14 protein-coding genes are annotated in these 20023 nt (G+C 63.5%); 3 read left to right on the forward strand and 11 right to left on the reverse strand.

Features of this window, described 5'->3' with window-relative positions:
• From B7G54_RS33260 to B7G54_RS33275, 5 genes are all read right to left on the reverse strand, one after another.
• Positions 1–356: TolC family protein (locus B7G54_RS33260; protein WP_165765644.1), on the reverse strand; the 356-nt coding region annotated here is incomplete at its 3' end.
• A 2-nt stretch (positions 357–358) separates the two neighbouring features.
• Positions 359–3550 carry an efflux RND transporter permease subunit gene (locus B7G54_RS33265; RefSeq protein ID WP_085042963.1) on the reverse strand — a complete coding sequence of 1064 codons (3192 nt, stop codon included), beginning with the start codon at positions 3548–3550 and terminating at the stop codon, positions 359–361.
• A 15-nt stretch (positions 3551–3565) separates the two neighbouring features.
• Entirely contained in the window at positions 3566–4822 is a 1257-nt protein-coding gene (locus B7G54_RS33270) for an efflux RND transporter periplasmic adaptor subunit (RefSeq protein WP_085042964.1), read from the reverse strand.
• A 231-nt stretch (positions 4823–5053) separates the two neighbouring features.
• Positions 5054–5446: a LysR substrate-binding domain-containing protein gene (locus tag B7G54_RS40050; RefSeq protein WP_279628099.1), complete on the reverse strand. Its 393-nt coding sequence runs from the start codon at positions 5444–5446 to the stop codon at positions 5054–5056.
• Complete coding sequence (locus B7G54_RS33275) at positions 5337–5927, reverse strand: LysR family transcriptional regulator (protein ID WP_279628100.1); 591 nt, start codon at positions 5925–5927, stop codon at positions 5337–5339. Before B7G54_RS33275 ends, B7G54_RS40050 begins: the two co-directional genes overlap by 110 nt.
• A 596-nt stretch (positions 5928–6523) precedes the next feature.
• On the opposite strand from B7G54_RS33275, the gene B7G54_RS33280 reads away from it, so the two are divergent.
• Positions 6524–7504: an AraC family transcriptional regulator gene (locus tag B7G54_RS33280; protein ID WP_085042965.1), complete on the forward strand. Its 981-nt coding sequence runs from the start codon at positions 6524–6526 to the stop codon at positions 7502–7504.
• A gap of 195 nt (positions 7505–7699) precedes the next feature.
• On the opposite strand, the gene B7G54_RS33290 is transcribed toward B7G54_RS33280, so the two are convergent.
• From B7G54_RS33290 to B7G54_RS33305, 3 genes are all read right to left on the reverse strand, one after another.
• Positions 7700–8671, reverse strand: a complete 972-nt coding sequence (locus tag B7G54_RS33290) for an aliphatic sulfonate ABC transporter substrate-binding protein (protein WP_085042967.1) — start codon at positions 8669–8671, stop codon at positions 7700–7702.
• 267 nt (positions 8672–8938) lie between these two features.
• Positions 8939–9880 (reverse strand): LysR family transcriptional regulator, encoded by a 942-nt coding sequence (locus B7G54_RS33300; protein WP_085042968.1) that lies wholly within the window; start codon positions 9878–9880, stop codon positions 8939–8941.
• A gap of 300 nt (positions 9881–10180) precedes the next feature.
• Positions 10181–11479 carry an adenylosuccinate synthase gene (locus B7G54_RS33305; RefSeq protein WP_085042969.1) on the reverse strand — a complete coding sequence of 433 codons (1299 nt, stop codon included), beginning with the start codon at positions 11477–11479 and terminating at the stop codon, positions 10181–10183.
• Between the two features lie 140 nt (positions 11480–11619).
• On the opposite strand from B7G54_RS33305, the gene gcvA reads away from it, so the two are divergent.
• Positions 11620–12525 carry a transcriptional regulator GcvA gene (gcvA, locus tag B7G54_RS33310; RefSeq protein WP_085042970.1) on the forward strand — a complete coding sequence of 302 codons (906 nt, stop codon included), beginning with the start codon at positions 11620–11622 and terminating at the stop codon, positions 12523–12525.
• 179 nt (positions 12526–12704) lie between these two features.
• Here the strand turns inward: gcvA and B7G54_RS33315 are convergent, their stop codons facing one another.
• Positions 12705–13013, reverse strand: coding sequence for a hypothetical protein (locus B7G54_RS33315; protein ID WP_085042971.1), 309 nt, complete (start codon positions 13011–13013; stop codon positions 12705–12707).
• Positions 13014–15610: 2597 nt separating this feature from the next.
• Between B7G54_RS33315 and B7G54_RS33320 the strand changes: the two genes are divergently transcribed.
• Complete coding sequence (locus tag B7G54_RS33320; protein WP_085042972.1) at positions 15611–16927, forward strand: replication initiation protein; 1317 nt, start codon at positions 15611–15613, stop codon at positions 16925–16927.
• A gap of 94 nt (positions 16928–17021) precedes the next feature.
• Here the strand turns inward: B7G54_RS33320 and B7G54_RS33325 are convergent, their stop codons facing one another.
• Complete coding sequence (locus tag B7G54_RS33325; RefSeq protein WP_085042973.1) at positions 17022–18053, reverse strand: ParB/RepB/Spo0J family partition protein; 1032 nt, start codon at positions 18051–18053, stop codon at positions 17022–17024.
• Positions 18046–18741, reverse strand: coding sequence for a ParA family protein (locus B7G54_RS33330; protein WP_085042974.1), 696 nt, complete (start codon positions 18739–18741; stop codon positions 18046–18048). Before B7G54_RS33330 ends, B7G54_RS33325 begins: the two co-directional genes overlap by 8 nt.
• Positions 18742–20023 lie beyond the last annotated feature (1282 nt).

Consider the following 20023-nt stretch of genomic DNA (forward strand, 5'->3'; position numbering starts at 1 on the left):
CCCGTACCGTCGAGCGTCGGGAACAAGCCCGCACGCGTGATCTGGTACTGCGCGCGCGCCGCCTCGATGTTCAGCACCGACACGCGCAGGTCGCGGTTGTTGTTCAGCGCGATCTCGATCAGCCGCTGCAGGCGCGGATCGACGAAGAATTCGCGCCAGCCGATGGCGGCCGCCGTCTGGCCGTTCGCGCTGCGCGCGCCGGCCGCACCCGGCTGCGTCGCGTAGACGCCGCCGGCCGGGTACGCCTGCGCGACGGGTGCGTCGGGCCGCTTGTAATGCGGCGCCATTGTGCAGCCCGCGGCGAACAACGCGGCAGCCAGTGCGGCCGCGGTTGCAGTCAAAGCGTGTTTTTGCATCGTTACTGCCCCTTCGAATCGTGTGCATCGCCGTGACCGCGCTGCAGGTCGCCCTGCACGAGACGCCATGCGTCGTCGACGTTTTCCGTCTCGCCGCTGAAGATCGCGCGAACCCGCACGAAGAACATCGGGATCATGAAAATCGCGAGGAACGTCGCCGTGATCATCCCGCCGATCACGCCCGTGCCGATCGCATGCTGGCTCGCCGAGCCCGCGCCGTTGCTGATCGCAAGCGGCAGCACGCCCAGCATGAACGCGAGCGACGTCATCAGGATCGGACGCAGCCGCAGGCGGGCCGCCTCGATCGCCGCACGCACCGGCCCCATGTTCCCCTGCGCCTGCAACTCGCGTGCGAACTCGACGATCAGGATCGCGTTCTTCGCGGACAAGCCCACGGTAGTCAGCAGGCCGACCTGGAAGAACACGTCGTTCTCGAGGCCGCGCAGCATCGTCGCGAGCAGCGCGCCGACCACGCCGAGCGGCACGACCATGATCACCGAGAACGGGATCGACCAGCTTTCATACAGTGCCGCCAGACACAGGAACACGACGAGGATCGAGATCGCATACAGGATCGGCGCCTGCGAGCCGGACTGGATTTCCTGGAACGACAGGCCCGTCCACGCGTAGCCGATACCTTCCGGCAGCTTGCTCGCGAGCGCTTCCATTGCCGCCATCGCCTGGCCGGTCGACTTGCCTTCCGCGGCCTGCCCCTGGATCTCGATCGACGACACGCCGTTGTAGCGCTCGAGCTTCGGCGAACCGTAGCTCCAGTGGCCGGTCGCGAACGCGCTGAACGGCACCATGCCACCCGCGCTGTTGCGCACGTACCAGATGTTCAGGTCTTCCGGCGTCATCCGGAACGGCGCGTCCGACTGCACGTACACCTTCTTGATCCGGCCGTCCGTATCCAGGAAGTTGTTCACGTACTGCGACGCCCACGCGATCGAGAACGTCTGGTCGATCGCAGCGGCCGTGACGCCGAGCGCGTTCGCCTTCTCGCGGTCGATGTCGACCTTGTACTGCGGCGTATCGTTCAGGCCGTTCGGGCGCACGAGCGCCAATGCGGGATCCTTCGCGGCCATCCCGAGCAGCTGGCCGCGCGCAGCCATCAGCGCTTCGTGGCCGAGACCGGCGTTGTCCGTCAGCTCGAAGTCGAAGCCGGCGGCCGTACCGAGTTCGGGAATCGACGGCGGGTTGAACGGAATCACCATCGCGTCCTTGTATTGCGAGTAGTGCGCGAAGGTCCGGCCGATCAGCGCCTGCACCTTCTGGTCCGAACGCTGGCGATGCTCGTACGGTTTCAGCTTCACGAACACCAGACCGGCGTTCTGGCCGCGGCCCGCAAAGCTGAAGCCGTTGACCGTGAACACCGAGTCGACCACGTCCTTCTCGGTGGTGGTCAGGTACGTGTTGATGTTGTCGAGCGTCTTGCCGGTCGTTTCCTGCGTGGAACCGGACGGCGTCTGCACGATCATGAACATGTAGCCCTGGTCCTCGTCCGGCAGGAACGACTTCGGCAGGCGCGCGAACATCACGCCGACCGCGATGAACACGGCCAGGTAGATCACGAGCCAGCGGCCCGAGCGCCGGATCACATGGTTCACGCCGCCCGTATAGCGATCGCGGCTGCGGTCGAAAGTCCGGTTGAACCAGCCGAAGAAGCCCTTCTTCTCTTCATGATGCCCTTGCGGGATCGGCTTGAGGATCGTCGCGCACAGTGCCGGCGTCAGAATCAACGCGACGAGCACCGACAGCACCATCGCCGACACGATCGTCAGCGAGAACTGACGATAGATCGCGCCGACCGAGCCGCCCGAGAACGCCACCGGCACGAACACCGCCGACAGCACGAGCGCCACGCCGACGAGTGCGCCGGTGATCTGGCCCATCGCCTTGCGGGTCGCTTCCTTCGGTGACAGGCCCTCCTCCGCCATCACGCGCTCGACGTTCTCGACCACCACGATTGCATCGTCGACCAGCAGGCCGATCGCGAGCACGAGGCCGAACATCGACAGCGTGTTGATCGAGAAACCGGCGAGGCCCATGATCGCGAACGTGCCGAGCAGCACGACCGGCACCGCGATCGTCGGGATGATCGTCGCCCGCAGGTTCTGCAGGAACAGGTACATCACGAGGAACACGAGCACGATACCTTCGAGCAGCGTCTTGACCACTTCCTCGATCGACAGGCGCACGAACGGCGTCGTGTCGTACGGATAGTGGACGACGAGACCGTGCGGGAAGTACTTCGACAGCTCCTGGACCTTGGCCCGCAGCGCGGTCGCGGTCGCCAGCGCGTTCGCGCCGGTCGCGAGCTGGATGCCGAGGCCGGCCGTCGGCTGCCCCATGTACTTCGTGTCGAACGTGTAGTTCTCGGAGCCGAGCGCCGCGCGGCCCACGTCCTTCAGGCGAACCTGCGAGCCGTCCTGGTTGACCTTCAGCAGGATGTTGCCGAACTGCTCGGGCGTGCGCAGCAGCGTCGATTCGGTGATCGTCGCCTGCAGCATGGTGCCCGGCTTCGCCGGCGTGCCGCCGATCTGGCCGCCCGCGATCTGCACGTTCTGCTGCGTGATCGCGGCCGATACGTCGGTCGGCGTGAGGCTGTAGTTGGTCAGCTTGACCGGGTCGAGCCAGATCCGCATCGAGAACTGCGAACCGAGCAGCAGCGTCTGGCCGACGCCGTTCACGCGGCTGAGCGGATCGAGCACATGCGACGCCACGTAGTTCGTCAGGTCCTCCTTCGACATGCTGCCGTCCTCGGAGTTGAACGCGAACCACATCAGCCAGTTGCTGCTCGACTTCGTGACCTGCATGCCGAGCTGCTGCACGACCTGCGGCAGATTCGGCGTCGCGAGCGACAACTTGTTCTGCACCTGTACCTGCGCGACGTCCGGATTCGTGCCCGGCGAGAAGGTCAGCGTGATCGTCGCGTTGCCCGAGTCGTCACTGGTCGACGACATGTACAGGAAGTTGTCGAGACCGCTCATCTGCTGCTCGATCACCTGCGTCACCGTGTCTTCCACCGTCTTCGCGGAAGCGCCCGGATAGTTCGCCTGGATCTGGATCGTCGGCGGTGCGATCGTCGGATACTGCGCGATCGGCATCTTGAAGATCGATGCGACGCCGGCCAGCATCAGCACGATCGCGATCACCCACGCAAAGATCGGGCGATCGATAAAGAACTTGGCCATGAAACGGACTCCTTGTTATTGCGCGGCCGACGCAGCGGTCGGACTCGCGGCAGCATGGGCGGCGGTGCTCGCCGGCGCGGCGCCGGACGCATTCGCGGCGCTGGCCGGTGTGCCGGGCGCAGCGTCCGGCGCCGGTGCGAGCTGCGCCGCGACGGTCTTCACGGTGGCCCCCGGGCGCACCTTGTCGACGCCCTGCACGATCACGTGATCGCCCGCTTGCAGACCGCCTTCGACGATCCAGTCCTGGCCATACGTGCCGGCCGTCGTCAACGGACGCGTCTCGACCTTGTTGGACGCATTCACGACCAGTGCAATCGCCTGGCCCTTCTGGTCATGCGTGACGCCGATCTGCGGCACCAGGAACGCGTTCTCGTTCACGCCTTCCTCGATCCGTGCGCGCACGAACATCCCCGGCAGCAGCACGCGGCCCGGGTTCGGGAAGATCGCGCGGATCGTCACCGAGCCCGTGGTCTGGTCGACCGTCACGTCCGAGAACTGCAGCTTGCCCGGTTCCGCATAGGTCTTGCCGTCCTCAAGGATCAGCGACACTTTCGCGGCGCCCGGGCCGCTCGTCTTCAGGCGGCCGCTCTGCACGTCCTGGCGCAGCTTCAGCCCGTCGAGGCTCGATTGCGTGAGGTCGACATACACCGGGTCGAGCTGCTGCACCGTCGACATCAGCGTCGCCTGGCTCGCCTGCACGTACGCGCCCGGCGTCACTTGCGAAATACCGACGCGGCCGGTGATCGGCGACACGACATCGGTGTAGCCGAGGTTGATCTGTGCGGTATCGACCGCCGCCTTGCCGGCCGCGACGTCCGCCGCAGCCTGGCCTTGCGTGGCCACCGCGTTGTCATAGTCCTGCTTGCTGACCGCGTTCGCAGCCACCAGCACCTTGTAGCGGGCGACCAGCGCGTTCTGCGTGACGAGGTTCGCCTGCGCCCTCGCGAGAGTCGCCTTCGCACTGTTCAATGCAGCGATATACGGCGCCGGATCGATCTTGTACAGACGCTGGCCAGCCTTGACGTCGGTGCCTTCGGTGAATTCACGACGCAGCACGATGCCGTCGACTCGCGCACGCACCTGCGCAACGAGAAACGCGCTGGTGCGGCCCGGCAGTTCGGTAACCGCCGGCACGGCCTGCGGCTGGACGGTGACGACGCCGACTTCCGGCGTTTGCGGCGGCGGCGCCGATTCTTTTTTCCCGCACGCGGCCAGGAAAACGGCAGCCGTTGCAGCAGTGATTAAGCGGTATGGAACCCGTTCGACGCGCATGGAGCGACCTCTCACAAATAGACGACCTTCAATGGGAATCACCAGATCTCCTCGTGACCTGCACGTGCGGCCGGAATGCTGTCACTTCCGGTTTGCCGCAGATGCGGACGCGTATTTCAGGCGTGCGTTGCGCCCTGCGGAGCGTTCGTTCGTCGAACTGCTTCCGTGGAAAAGGAACCGTGAGCCCGCGCCCACGAAGGGCACGGGTTACCGCAACGGCCAAGCGGGCCGCTAGCTCGCGGGCCGGAACGCGGCGCCGGCGAATTCGATGAATGCCCGTGCAGCGGCCGGCAGATGCGCGGTGCGCGCATGCGCGAGCTTCAGCGTCACGGGCGCGAGCGGGCGGACCGGTGCCACGCGCACCAGCGTGCCAGCCGCCAGATCGGCGTCGACGAGATACGCGGGCAGCACCGCGGCGCCCATGCCGGCCACGGCCAGCCGCCGGGCCATCTCGAGATGGCCGACGCCCGGACTGCCGACGGGCGACGCGTCGGGTCGAAACGAAGCCGCATCGTCATCGCCGGCCGCCGGCAGATCGAGCCGCACGGCCGTGATGTCCGGCCAGTCGCCCGACGCAGCCGCGCCGCCGTGCGCGTCGGCATAACCCGGCGCCGCGACGCGCACGGATTCGTAGGCGGCCAGCGTGCGCACCGGTAACCGGCATGCCGTCGGTCAGGAACGCGACATCGATGTCTTCGGATGTCAGGTCGACATGGGCATCGGTCAGCGTCACGGTCGGCCGCACGTCCGGAAACCCGCTCACGAAACGATCGAGCAACGCGCTCAACTGGCTGAGCCCGAACGCGACCGGCGCGGCAATGCGCAGCGCGCCTTCCGGCTTGCTGCCCATCGCGACGAAACGACCGTCGATCTCGTCGATCGCACCGAGAATCCGCTCGACGCGCGCGAGATACAGCTCGCCGATTTCCGTCAGCGACTGATGGCAGGTGCTGCGTTGAAGCAGGCGTGCGCCAAGGCGCGTCTCGAGCGCGTCGACCAGCCGGCTCGCCATCGCCGTCGACACGCGCAGCCGCGTTGCCGCCCGGCGAAACCCGCCTTCCCTTGCCACCGTCACGAATGCCCGAATCGATTGAAGTTGGTCCATTTGTCCGGATTCCCCTGCGCGGCCGACTGCCTCGACGCGCGCGCCCGTCGCGGTGTCGCGACCGACATGCAACGGCCCGGCCAATGCGGCGGCACCGACGCCGGCCACGGCGGATCGGGTCGGCACGCTCGCGCCAGACGCGTGCCGGCATGCAACGGACGCAAGCCGGCCTCGGCTGGCCCGATGCACGAACATTCGAATAGCAGTCCTGAGTCTTTTCCAGTGGTTCGCAGCGGCGACGCCGGCGGCATCCGCCGGCCATGCGACGGTCATACCCGCATCGCCCGAGTGCACTGGCTCACGTTTCTTTCAGCAGGTGCAATGGTATGAAAACTGCCGGAAATTGGCTTGCCCGATCCTGCGATTGTTTTGCCTTAATTTCCGAATTTGTGCGCTGCACACCGCGCAACGCGAGGCGATGCGTTCGCCGGCCATGCAGATCCGGATGATCGGGCTAATTTCCGACAGGTTTAGGCAATCACGTGCACGCGACTCGCCGTACGATGTGACCGCCGTGCCGGCCCCCTGCCGGGACATCCACCGGGAATCGCAGCCGCGCACCTTGCACCGACCACTCCGCCATCCGCTCACGCAATATGGAAATCGACGCCCGAACGCTGCCGCGACAGCGCATCCCGCCCGATCACGACCGTTGGTCGCCGGCCCGGTCGCCCACGGCCCGGCTCGCTGCGCTGATCGCCGCCTACGCGCCGCACGACGGCACGTTCGAGCTCCCGGTGCGCGGCATGCGCATCGCGCGCGCCTCCGCGTCGCCGCCGCACTGGAACCATGGCGTGCACCACGCATGCCTGGGCATCGTCGGGCAAGGCGCGAAATCGACACGGGTCGGCGACGACACCTACGTGATCGACGAATCGCGGATGCTGGTTGCGACGGCCGACCTGCCCGTCACCGGCCGCGTGATGCGCGCGAGCCCGGCCGAGCCGTTCCTTTATGCACAACTGGAACTCGACCCGGCCCGCATCGCGGCACTCACACCACGCGTGTTTCCGCTCGGGCTGCCGAAGGCCGTCGACTGCGGCGCACTCGATACGCACGATGCACCGCCTGAAATCGTCGACGCCGTCGTGCGGCTGATGCAACTGATCGCGCAGCCCGAGGACATCGACCTGCTCGCGCCGCTGATCGTCGACGAAATCCTCATTCGGCTGCTGCGCGGTCCGTCGGGTGCGCGTGTCGCGCAAGTCGGCCAGGGCGACTCGACGACGCAGCGCATCTCGCGTGCCGTCGCCTGGATCCGCGACCACTACCTCGATCCGATGACGGTCGAATCGCTCGCGCGACAGGTGGACATGAGCCCATCGACCTTCCATCACCACTTCCGTGCGGTCACGTCGATGAGCCCGTTGCAATGCCAGAAGGTGCTGCGGCTGCAGGAGGCGCGCCGCCTGATGTGCCTGTCGGCGATGGACGCGCGGCAGGCGTGCCGCAGTGTCGGCTATGTGAGCGCGTCGCAGTTCAGCCGCGAATACGCACGCCTCTTCGGCGATGCGCCGGGCCGCGATGTCCTGAAGCTGCGCGACGAAGCCGTGCCGCTATCCCGCGTCGCGCCGTAGGCCGGTACCTCACGCGCGCGGTGCACGCGTGGCAGTGGGTCGCGCACAAGAGGACGCTGCTTGCAGCGAATGCGATGGCCGCGCCCGCGATCGACCTGCTCGGCGCGGCGGCCGGCCGTACGTGTGCCCGATTCCGGACGATGTCGCGCTGCCGCTCCGCCGTTGAGCCCGACGTGCGTGGCCGGCTGCACCTTCTCACGCGAGCGCGGGCGGGGCGGCCTGGCTGACGTCGACGCGTTTCGGCAGGACACCGGCCTGGTAGAACACGTCGGCGATGCGCTGTTGATAGGCGAGCGTGTCGCGCGTGACGGGCTCGACACCGAAGCGCGCGCGGCGAAACGCGAGCGCCACCGCCGGCTCCGGAATCCCCCACAGCTTCGAGAACTCGGCCGCGCCCTGCGCGCGGTTCGCATCGAGCCATCGCTGAACTGCAGTCAATTCCGACACGGCTGCGTCCAGCACGTCGGCATTGCGCTGCGCATACGTGCGCGACGCAAAGTAATAGCTGCGATTCTCGACGAGCCCGGTGCCGTCCGCGACGATGCGCGCGCCGAACACCTGCTGGACCACCGCGAGAAATGGATCCCAGATGATCCATGCATCGACCGAGCGGTTCTCGAACGCGGCCCGTGCATCGGACGGCGACAGCCAGACCGGCGTGACGTCCGCATAGTTGAGCTTGGCGGCCTGCAGCAGCCGGACCAGCAGGAAGTGCGTGTTCGATCCCTTCACCAGCGCGATGCGCTTGCCGCGCAGGTCCGCAAACGTCTTGACCGGTGAATCCTTCGCGACCACCACCGCCTCGGCTGCGGGGCCGGCCGGCGTCTGCGCGTAATAGACGAGCGGCGCGCCGGCTGCGAGCGCGAAGATCGGCGGTGCCTCGCCGACATCGCCGAAGTCGATCGATCCGGCGTTCAGCGCCTCGAGCTGCGGCGGCCCCGACGGAAACTCGGTCCACGTGACGCTCACGCCGAGTGACGCGAGCTTGCCCTGCAGCGTGCCGCGCGCCTTCAGCAGGCTGAGCGGCCCTTTCTGGTAGCCGATGCGCAACGTACGCGCGCCGGCCGTGCTCGCCAGTGCAAAGCCCGGATGCGCGGCGGCGCCCGCCGCGATCGCCAGGCCGGCATGCAGGAGCCGGCGGCGGGTTGTGGAGTGTTGGTCTGCCATGTCGTATCGGGTTCGATGAAGAGGATGCAGCTTTGCGCACGCATGCGATGAAGCCGGTCGAACCGATTCTAGGGGGTGGGCGCCAAGCATCGAACCAACGATGTTCGATATCGAAAGCAAGCGCTTTCATAAGGGCACGCCAGTGAATCGGGCATCACTGGCCGGGTCGGTCGTGAAGATAAAGGCGATATCTGCGTCAAATACAGGACTGCGTATTATTTGTTCGATTGATGCGCAGCCTCGTATTCACACGCCGACGGTGAGACCTCAGGACTTGCAGGACGCGTGCAGCGCAGCCTCGTCGGCGGACAGCATCTCGGGCACGCATTCGCGCAGGAAATCGACGAACGTGCGGATTTTCGCATCGAGATACTGGCGTGATGGATACAGCGTGTAGACCGTCAGCTTCTGCAACCGGTAGTCAGGCAGCACGCGCACCAGCGCGCCGCTCGCCAGCGCGGGCAGTGCCGACGACATCGGCAGCGAACCGATGCCGAGGCCGGCGCGCAATGCGGCGCCGAGCGCGTCGGCGATGTTCACCTGGAAATCCGGCAACGGCAGGTCGAACGTCTCGGGGCCGTCGGGGCCATCGAGATGCCAGCGATCGCGCGGAAATACCGGCGTGACGATCTGCAGGCACGCATGGCCGTCGAGCTCGCGCACCGTGCTCGGCGTACCGCGCTCCTTCAGATACGCGGGCGACGCGCACAGCACGCTGTGCACCTCGCCGAGCCGCTGCGACACGAGCCCCGAATCGGGCAGCTCCGTCGCGCTCAACTGCAGCGACACGTCGTAGCCTTCGTCGATGATGTCGGGCACATGCTGCGACAGCGTCAGCTCGACCGCGACCGATGGATAGCGCTGCCGGTAGCGCACGACCGCGGGCACCACGTAGGCCTGGCCGAAGCTCGTCGTCGCATGGACATGCAGCCGTCCGGACGGCTTCGCCTGTGCGTCGGCCGCCTCGGCTTCTGCTTCGTCGATATAGCCGAGGATGCGCTGGCAGCGGTCGAGATAGCGCTGCCCGGCGTCGGTCAGCGCGATGCGGCGCGTGCTGCGGTTGAGCAGGCGCGTGCGCAGATGCGTTTCGAGCTGCGCGACCGACCGCGATGCATAGGCGGTCGTGATGTCCAGGCGATGGGCCGCGCTCGTGAAGCTGCCCTCTTCCGCAACCCGGACGAAAATGCGCATCATCTGTAACGTGTCCATCGACCTGTCCCCGGGATTGAGATCACGTCGCGCCACCGTGCGGCCATGGTGCCGGCTGCGCCGGCGCAGGCCGGTCTGGCGCGAATTGTGCGGAACAGTACAGCAGCCATGCAGACGTGTCCAGTTCGCCGTACGCGGCGTGATCCGGATGCCGAATCGTGTTGCCGAGCTGCCGTGCGCGCGGCCGTACGGGCCGGGCGCATACTCAACCGGACGCGCCGGCACGCGAACGGCATCGGATCGGCAAAAACTACCCGGCGACCACGATACCGCCCTGCGTTTCACGTCATGTATGACGCATCAGGCCGTGGCGGCCGCATCGAACGGATTGCGCAACACGATCGTGTCGTCGCGCTCCGCACCGGTCGTGATCATCGAAACCGGTGCACCCGCGACCGCTTCGACGCGCGCAATGAAATCCTGCGCGGCGCGCGGCAGCGCCGCACGTTCGCGTATCCCCTTCACGGTGCCGTGCCAGCCGTCGAACCGTTCGTACACAGGCTTCGCGCGCGACTGCGCATCGAGGCTCGCCGGCAGGTGGTCGACCCGCACGCCATCGAGTTCGTAGCCGACGCACAGCTCGATCGACTCGAAACCGTCGAGCACGTCGAGCTTGGTGAGCGCCAGCGAATCGATGCCCGAGATCCTGACGGCCTGACGCAACTGTGCGGCATCGAGCCATCCGCAGCGGCGCGGCCGGCCGGTATTCACGCCGAACTCCTGCCCGCGTGCGCGCAGCGTTTCGCCGGTCGCATCGGACAGCTCGGTGAGAAACGGGCCCCCGCCGACCCGCGTCGCATACGCCTTGGTGACGCCCAGCACGTGACCGAGCTTCGACGCGCCGAGCCCTGTCCCGGCCGCCGCCGCCGATGCAACGGTGCCGGACGACGTCACGAACGGGTACGTGCCCCAGTCGATGTCCAGCATCACGGCTTGCGACCCCTCGAACAGGACGCGCTCGCCGCGGTCGGTCGCATCGTTGAGATCGGCCCAGACGGGGCGCACGAACGGCAGGATCCGCGGCGCTAGGTCGACCAGCGTCGCCAGCATCGCGTCACGGGAATACGCGTCGAGCCCCAGGCCGCGGAACCACGCGTTGTGGTAATCGACGAGCACATCCAGTTTGGCAGCGAGTTGGCCCGGTTCCGCGAGATCGCCGACGCGCAGCCCGCGACGCCCGACCTTGTCCTCGTAGGCCGGCCCGATCCCGCGCAGCGTGGTGCCGATGGGCTCGCGGCGCAGACGCTCCTGAGCCTGGTCGATCGCGCGGTGGATCGGCAGCACCAGCGTCGCGTTCTCGGCGATCGACAGGTTGTCCGGCGTCACCGACAGCCCGAGTTCGGCCATCCGCCCGATTTCCGCGAGCAGCGCTTCCGGATCGAGCGCCACGCCGTTGCCGATCACGCCGCGCTTGCCGCGCACGACACCGCTCGGCAGCAGCGCGAGCTTGTACGTCTTGCCGCCGACGACCAGCGTATGTCCCGCATTGTGGCCGCCGTTGTAGCGTGCAACGAGATCGGCCTGTGCCGCCAGCCAGTCCACGACGCGCCCCTTACCTTCGTCGCCCCATTGGGCGCCCACGACCACCACGTTCGGCATGCTCCGCACTCCATGTGAGAAATTCAGACAATCGTTCGGCCGAGCTGGCCGTTTGTATGCCATATTGGCGGAGCTCAAGCACCCGATCAAACGATTAAACCTGAACTGTCGTGTGAATAAATATCACACGAAACGATGCCATGGCCCGACGACTCCCCCCGCTGAATTCGCTCCGTGCGTTCGAAGCCGCCGCGCGCCTCGGCAGTTTCACGCTGGCCGCCGACGAACTGTGCGTGACCCACGGCGCGATCAGCCGGCACGTGCAGCAACTGGAGTCGTGGCTCGGGCGGCCGCTGTTCGAACGCCATAACCGGCGGGTCGAACTGACCGACTCGGGCCGCGCGTATCTCGCCGAAGTCGGGGCGTCGTTCGACCGGATCGCGCTCGCCACCGCACAGCATTTCGGCCATGCGCAGCAGCGCGTGCTGCGCGTCAGCGCACCGGCGACATTTTCGTTGCGCTGGCTGGTGCCGAAGCTGTCGTCGTTCCAGGTTGCCCACCCGGCCATCGAGGTGCGCCTGTCGACGTCGAACGAGCCGATCGAAAAGCTGCGCGACAAGGTCGACCTGATCGTTCGCGGCGGCCCGCAGGCCATCGACGGTTACGTTGCCGAGGAATTCCTGTCAGAGGTTCGGCTGCCGGTGTGTGCGCCGAAACTGCTGGAGCGGCGGCCGTTGCGGACGCCCGCCGATCTCGCCGGCTTCACGCTGCTGCACGCGGCGACCTATCCCGGCATGTGGCCTGAATGGCTCGCGGCAGCCGGATATCCGAATCTCGTGCCGCGACACTCGCTCACGCTCGAGCATTTCTACCTGACGCTGCAAGGCGCGCTCGACGGGCTCGGCGTCGCGATGGGGCCGATCGCGCTCGTCGCAGACGACATCGCCGAAGGTCGGCTCGTACAACCGTTCAGCGAACCGGCGCTGCCGCCGTGGCGCTACTTCACGTACGTGGCCTCCGCACGCGCAAACGACGACGCGGTGCGGGCATTCAAGAACTGGCTGAAGGTGGCGGGAAACGCGGCGGCGCCGCTCGGGCAGAGCTGACCGCGTCGGTGTACGGGTCATGCGCGCCAAGACATGCAGGAATCCGAATCAAATAACGCAAGCGTATGGATTGTGTTTGCCTTCGTCGATCCCGGAAATGCTGCTTTCGATGTGCGCCGCGGGGCCGCGGCGCACGCGGCAAGCCTCGGATCGACCCGCGGCTTGCCGCCCGACGGCGCTTACTGACTGGCGCCGGCGGCTTTCTTCTCCGCGTTCTGCAGGTTCTGCGGATAGTTCGGATCATTGGCCGCCGGCTTGTAACCGGCGTCTTCGAGTTTCTTCAGTTCGGCGTTGTTCTTCGCACGCGCAGCCTTATGCTCTGCCTTGCGTTGGGCCCTGGCTGCCTTGCGTGCCTGGCTCTTCGCTGCCTTTGCGTCCTGTGCAGCGGGCGCGCTGGCGTCGGTCTGCGCAAACGCGGGAACTGCCGAGCCGAACAGGAACGCGGCTGCGGTAGCAGCCAGCGTGAGTTTTCTGATCTGGATTCGCATCGCTGAACTCTCTTTTCTGGTTTATCACGGATTGAAAGACCACGAGATACCGCCCCTGCCCCGATCGGTTGTCATGCCGTGTTCGGGACCTGTGCATCATAACCGCGTCTCGAAAAATGTGGTGCCAACGTGACAACGGAGTTGGGGATACACGTATGGGAGAAAACGTGGATGCCGTGCGACCGTCGTTGGCAGGACAGGAACTGTGTATCGCGCATCGGCGTGCGTTCGGATCGCGCCGTGGCGGCGACAGGAAACGATCGGTGTACCCGCGCTTCAGCGACGAGGATCGGTCACGTCCGCGCGGTGCGCTGCGACGCAAGTTGCCAATGACTGTTTCATAGGTGGTGTTGCCGGCATGCTCACGCTTGATATGACCGTTATCTGACCCATCAGGACCACAGCAGCAGCAGTCGAACTGTGCGACATGTTGCCCGTCGACGCGGTTCAAGCGACGGTTCCTCCCATAAACGGCCACGATTCGGCTTGCGGTGGTCAAGGCATGCACGATTGCATCGCCGCAGCGCGCAGCGTTCGATCCGGCAACCAATCGCCGCGCTGTGATGCCGAGAATGACCCGAGCCGGTAAAACTCGCCGCCGCGTGCTCCCGTATCTGCATGACGAAACGCACGGATGCGTTGCGTGCGGTGAAGACATCGGCCGGAATCACTTCACGACTACGCCGACGGTATCGTGCCGATGTCGCCATGCTCTTCTGGTGAACCCGGCACGCAGGGTGGTGATGTCGCGGCAATGCTTGCGAGCCGTCTGATCCTGTCCGGGAGCGCAGCGTGCTCGAGTCACAGGTTTTTCATTCTGCGACCTTATCCACCCGGCATCCTGGCGCGTGTTGCAGCCCGCACAGCATGCCGATACCTGTGGTCTTGCCTGATCAGTGAGCTTTTACGGGATTCGGACGCGTCGGAAGGTGAGAATGTTCGGGATCATCGCTCGAATCCGATTGCGGTGAGCTTCGTGATCGCCCGCATCTTCACTTTGGTTCGCGACGTGCGCCAGATCGCCCCAGGAGCTGGCGACGCGTGCAGACAGTGCCCGCCACCCAATTGATCTCCGGGAGGCCGTTCCCGAACCTCTGCTTGCGATTCGGCGGCACAGCTTTGATCTTCGGTTGGTGGCTCCAAAGGTAGAAATTTGGGAGCCCTGGGTGGCGAAGCACGTCGCGTCGATTTCCTCAGTGCACAGCCCGCAGGCTAAATTTGACGAGACGCGCGGATAGCCAAACGGAAAAACTTGTTCCCGGACAGGGAAGCCTGAGTGCAAAAAAACCCCCTTCGCTTGCCGTCTCGGATGATTTCAAACTGCTGTGAACGAAACCGAAGAGATCGGTGTTTCCGGGCGCTGATCGGTTTTGCCGGTCAATAACAGACACTGGGGAAGTCGCCGAACGGTTTTTTTGATCCCATAGATGGGAACCTGTGTCTGCAAACGGAGACTTTTCCCCCGTTTTTCTCCCATAGGTTTCTACGTTTCAGCCGATGTGAGTGTGTACTTACCTCTTCTGGAAGCCTTGTCGGGCCTGAAGCCTTTGCGGGACGAGGTGCCGAACCATTGCTTTCCACCCCTGAATCGAAGCATTGCGATGCTTGCTGCACCATAGACGGCTACCCATTGGTAGCGGTTTATGGGGTTCGTCTTTTTCTGGAAGCGCACGTGTGTTTACATCTTTTGTAAACCACGTTTACTTCTTTAACTACTTTTAGACGGCTCACAGCCTTATCCGATAAGGGTTTGACAGGTGTTCGGTACCCATTTATGGGAGCACAGGTGTAAGGGTCTGGGGTTTCAGGTCTGTGGATTTGGGGTTTGGGGTACCGGGTTGTGGGGGATCGGGGTTGTGGATATGGGGCAAGCGTACCCGGTTATGGGAAATCGGCCTGGAAACGCGTTGGGTAGTCGTCCATGGGAACGGCTGAAGGTAGCCTTTTATGGTGCGCTTTTTTCGATCCGTACATACAGGGGTGCACAGTGATTTTTCTCTGGTAGCCGGTTATGGGACGACTCAAAGGTAGCCGGTTATGGGTAGCATTTTGGGCTGCTCGATTGCATTTCTCCAAGATTGCCGGTGGCGGGTTCCCATGGACAGGATCGATGCCATGGACAGGTAACCAGTTATGGGGAAAACAATGGGTTGCCGTTTATGGGAGCAATGTCTACCTTCAGGGCCAAAATCAGCGCAGTCACTGTCGCCGTGCCTGGTCGATAGGTACCCTTCTGTGGGAATCGGTGAAGGTAGCAAGTTATGGGAAGAAAACGCGACTGTGCTGCACGGCACCATGAGTTTGCCCGACGATCTGGATTCTGCGTATTGGTTTCCCATGGATGGTTACCTTGCCGAGGGCAAATCTCGTGCCGGGTTTCCGTGTCCGGGTATGAAAGGTAGCGGCTTGTGGGAAGCATTTTGGTCGAAAGGTAGATGGATATGGGGTTCTACACAGATCGTCTGATCGCAAATTTTCCTTTTGGATCTGAAGCTTAGACTCGATAGTGCAAGTAAAGCGGGAACACGGGCGTTGCCCCTCGGCGCGAAAAGGTATAAAGTCCGCTCTCAACAAGGTGACCTTATCCGGACATTACGATGCCGCGCAAGCCCGCAAGCAAAGGCTCAGACAAACAGGTTTCGCTGTTTCAGACACCCGAGCCCCCCGACTTGCTGCGCAAGGCGGTCCAGGCGATTCATATCGCGCCCAAGTCCGGAAAGATCGGTCTGCAGCAGCGCAAGATGTTCAGCTCGCTGATCAAGAACGCGCTTCGGCAGGAGGCATTCGAGCCAGGCCGGACGAGCTTCTCGATCTCGATCGCGTCGCTTTCGCACGAGAGCGGGTTGAACAGCAACAACACGAAATACGTGAAGGACACGGTCAACTCGCTGATCAGTACCGTCGTCAACTGGGACTACCTGGCCGCGGATCGGTCGACGGTCTGGAAAGCGTCGGGCCTGCTCGCCGGCGCGGAGCTCGAGCAATCGGTGCTGAAGTACAGCTTCTCCGACCAGATTCGCAGCGAGTTGCTCAACCCGGAGATCTATGCACTGATCGATATGCGGATCGCCCGCGAGTTCCGGCGGTCGCACTCGCTCGCGTTGTGGGAAAACACGGTGCGCTACGAGGGGATCGGCATCACCGCTAAGATCCCGCTGCCGAAATTTCGTGACCTCATTCTCGGCCAGGACAAGGCGTCGCAGTCGTACAAGGAATACAAGCTGTTCAAGAGCAAGGTCCTGGTGCCGTGCATTCAGGAGGTGAACGAAGTTTCGGATCACACGCTCGAGTTGATCGAACACAAGTCCGGCCGGAGCGTGGAAGCCGTCCAGTTCAAGGTGACGCGCAAGCAGAGCGCCGATACGGTGGAGGATGGCGACGTCAAGAACGAAGCGCTGGTCGAGGAGGTCGCCAAGTTCGGCATTCCGCGTTCGGAAGCGCGCCGGCTGATCACGCAATACGGCGTACAGCGCATCAAGGCAGCGATTGCCTATACGCTCAATCGGACTACGAAGAAGAATGCGGCCCCGGTCGACAACGTGGCCGCGTATTTCCGCAAGGCGCTGACGCACGGCTACACGCTGGCCGACGGGCAGGGAACGGAGACGGCCGCACCGGCGAAGGAGTCTGCGCAGAGCAAGCAGGAGCAGATTCGCGACAAATATCTGGCGGCGAAGGTCGAGGAAGCCGGTGCGTACTTCCGCGAACTGGAGATCGACGACCAGACCAAGCTGATCGAGCGTTACAACGAGACGGTGGCAGGCTCGAAGGACCTGACGCTGTCGCCGAAGAAGAAGGCGAGCAAGCTCGCACAGACCAGCTTCTTCCGATGGCTCGCGCTGGATACGTGGGGCGAACCGACCTCGGACGATTTGCTGGAATTCCTGCTGAAAAGCAGTCTCGCAGGCAACTGAACGAGGCCTCGCAGCCGGGTGCGCGTCGCGCGCCGGACGTCGTCGTCCGGCTTCGCGGTGCAACGCGGGCGCGAGGCCTTCTGCTTTTCGTGCGTTACTGCTGTGTGGCCGTTGCCAGTTCGGCAACGTACGCGTCGATGACTGTCTTGAGCTTGTCGGCGAGCGCCTCCTGGTGCGATGCGTCGACGCCCTTGAGTTGCAGATCCAGACGGCCGTCCGGATAGGTCTTCAACTGGCCGATTGCTCGCGATTCGAGCGCGAAGTCGTGACGGACGCTGTAGCGCGTACGTCCCGCTTTCTTGCTGCCGTCGCTCTGCGCACGCAGGAAATTCTCGAGATCACGAACCGATTTTTTCCGGTCGATCACGGCCGTCAGCAGCCGGTCGGCCGTCGGCTCGCCCAGGCGCTCGAAGATCAGCTTCAGGAAGTACGCCGCCTGCAGGCCGACCACGTCGTTCGCGCTCGCCATCCGTTCCAGGAGTGTGTTCGGGAGTGCGTTGAGCGACAGTGTCTTGCTGATCGACGCCTTGTCCTTGCCGATCTTTTCCGCCAGCGTGTTCTGGTCGGAAAAGACCTGCTCGTCGAGGAGACGCTTCCACGCGACCGCATCGTCGAAGATCGTCTGGCGTTCGTGGTCGTGGTTCGCGCGATACGCGATCGTATAGAGCTGCTCGGGCGTGTGATCCGTGCGGAACGTGGCGTTGATGGTTTCATCGCCGTTGATGCTCGTCGCGCGGAGCCGGCGTTGCCCGTCGATCACCACGAGCTTGCCGGGAAACTCAGGGAGCCGCGTAACCTTGATCGGCTCGATCTGCCCTTCCCGTTTCAGCGTCAGGGCGAGCTCGTGCAGGCTCGACTCCGAGTAGAACACGCGCGGGTTGAACGGGTTCGGGATGCAGTCCTTGACCAGTACCTTCTGCGGCGCGCCAAGATCCGCCGTGCCGGCGGGCGTGGCCGCGGCCGGGGCGTTGGCGGGCGCCGTTTCGCCGACGACGTTCGGTGCGGCCGCCGGTTCGGGCAGCCGTGTTTCGAGGGCCGCATTTTCCTGCGCGAGCCCGCGCAGCAGGCCGGCTGCGAGATGCAGGTTGCCGGTCGGCTTCTTGTCTTTCGATGTGTCCTTAGCCATGGGCGGCTCCGGTAGCGCGCGTCGACGCGATGTATTGGGCCATTTCCGTGACCAGCTTTTCGATTTCCGCACGGGCTTCTTTCAGGCCCTTCAGGTATCGATTGTGATGATGGATCGTGGTGCCGAGCGCAAACGTCTGACGGTAGACCTCGCGTTGCGCGATCTGGCTGTCGAGTAGATGCTCCCCTATTTCTTCAGCCCGTAGAATTTTTAAAATTTCTTCACGCATTTTAGTTTTTCCATTGACGCTATTCAGCATTAATGCGGAAGAAAGACTCGGGTTACGGACGGACCGCATCGACTCGATCATGCGGATCATCGCGACGGTGCTGTAGAGATCGGCCGGCGACGGCGACAGCGGCACGAGGCAGAAATCGGCGACTTCGAGTACAGATGCAATTCGCGGATCTTCGAGGTTGCCGGGACAGTCGACCACGATTACGTCGAAGTTCGCGTCCTGCTTCTTGATCTCGCCGCCGATGCCGCGGCCGGCAGGGGCTAGCGAAAGCACTGTCATCGGCAGTGTGTTCTCGCCGCTCGTCACCCACCGGACGGACGTGCCCTGAGGGTCGGCGTCGATCAGGGCGACCTTGTTGCCGCCAGCTTCGAACGCGGCCGCGATATTGACGGAGATGGTTGTCTTCCCAGTCCCACCTTTTTGATTACTGACGGCGATCTTGAAAGCCATTAAATTCCTCCACGGAGTTTTGCGTAATATATGCAGCTGCCGTCAAAATGTCTAGAAAATACTTAGACTCGATGTATGTTTTTGTAATCGATGTGGTTGTCACGTGACAAGTGAGCCGAATGGCTAACAAGCCAATCGTGACTGACGATCGAGTAAAAATAGAATTGACGATCGCGGTCAAAAAAATACGTGCAAAGACCAAGGGAAAATTCGATGAACTTCAATGTCGATGGCGGAGTTGATCCGCAGAGGCTGATCGCTTGATCCCGCTTTGTCCCTGATGGCACTCGTTGTGTCTCCAGCAACTCGATTTCACGAATGTCGCCGGGAAACTCAGTTGTCACGTGACAAGTCGGGGGAATCTGATACTTCTCGATGCTATCCGACACCAGACGCTCTTTGATTTGGTCGTGTTTGCGGTCGTGGCGAGATCATTTCGACGCCCGACATCCGGTCTTTGGCGTGGTGCGGCGGCCTCGTGTGATGTGAGTTGTCACGTGACAATCGATTCGGGACGGGGGCAACGTCAGCACTTAGTCGCTTCTCGGGAAGAGTTTTGATCGGACTCCATCGAGCGTGACCAAGTAGATCGTCAATGAAGGGATCCGCAGCCGCCGGACGGTGCGAAATTCAGTTTCCTGGCCAGTTGGTTGGGGGTTGTTACGTGACAACTGGGGTGTCGTATCTGGGAACTGGGTGACGAAGTGGTACGTTTCATCGTATGTCGATCGATGCACATCTTTTCGAAGAGTCTGAATCATCAATCGGTTCGCAGATCCTGCGGGCTTATCGCGGACTATCCGCATTCACATCCCCCCCCGCGGACAGGACCGGTCAGCTTGCTGACCGGCGCTCTCGAATGCATATCGTGGGTGCACTTGATGTGACCCTTTTATTTGGGGGCGTTAGATCGACTTCATTGCATCCGTTGGCCGGCAGGGGAGGGTAAGGGTTTTGTCCCGCGTACCCTGCGTTCTGGCCAGTGCAGACAGGGGTTTCTACACGACAGTTATGCGTCCGAGGGCCGGCTTTGCGAAAAACTCCGCTGTCGAAGCTGCGCGACAACTCAAACGGGCCGGATCGTGAAACATTTTCAAGAAATGGGGTATTCCCGGAAATCCTTGTCCAGCAATGGCTTGCGCCATATTCTTCATGTTGTTTCACGCAAAATCAGCGAGATCGACCCTGTAAGTAGGGGCGTATGATCATTTCGTGTTCCGAATGCGAGCGTTCACGAGAAGATGCCATGAATTGTTTCGTTTGATACGTAATTCGTGGTTTT

Source organism: Burkholderia puraquae, from assembly GCF_002099195.1.
In the GTDB taxonomy this organism is placed as follows: domain Bacteria; phylum Pseudomonadota; class Gammaproteobacteria; order Burkholderiales; family Burkholderiaceae; genus Burkholderia; species Burkholderia puraquae.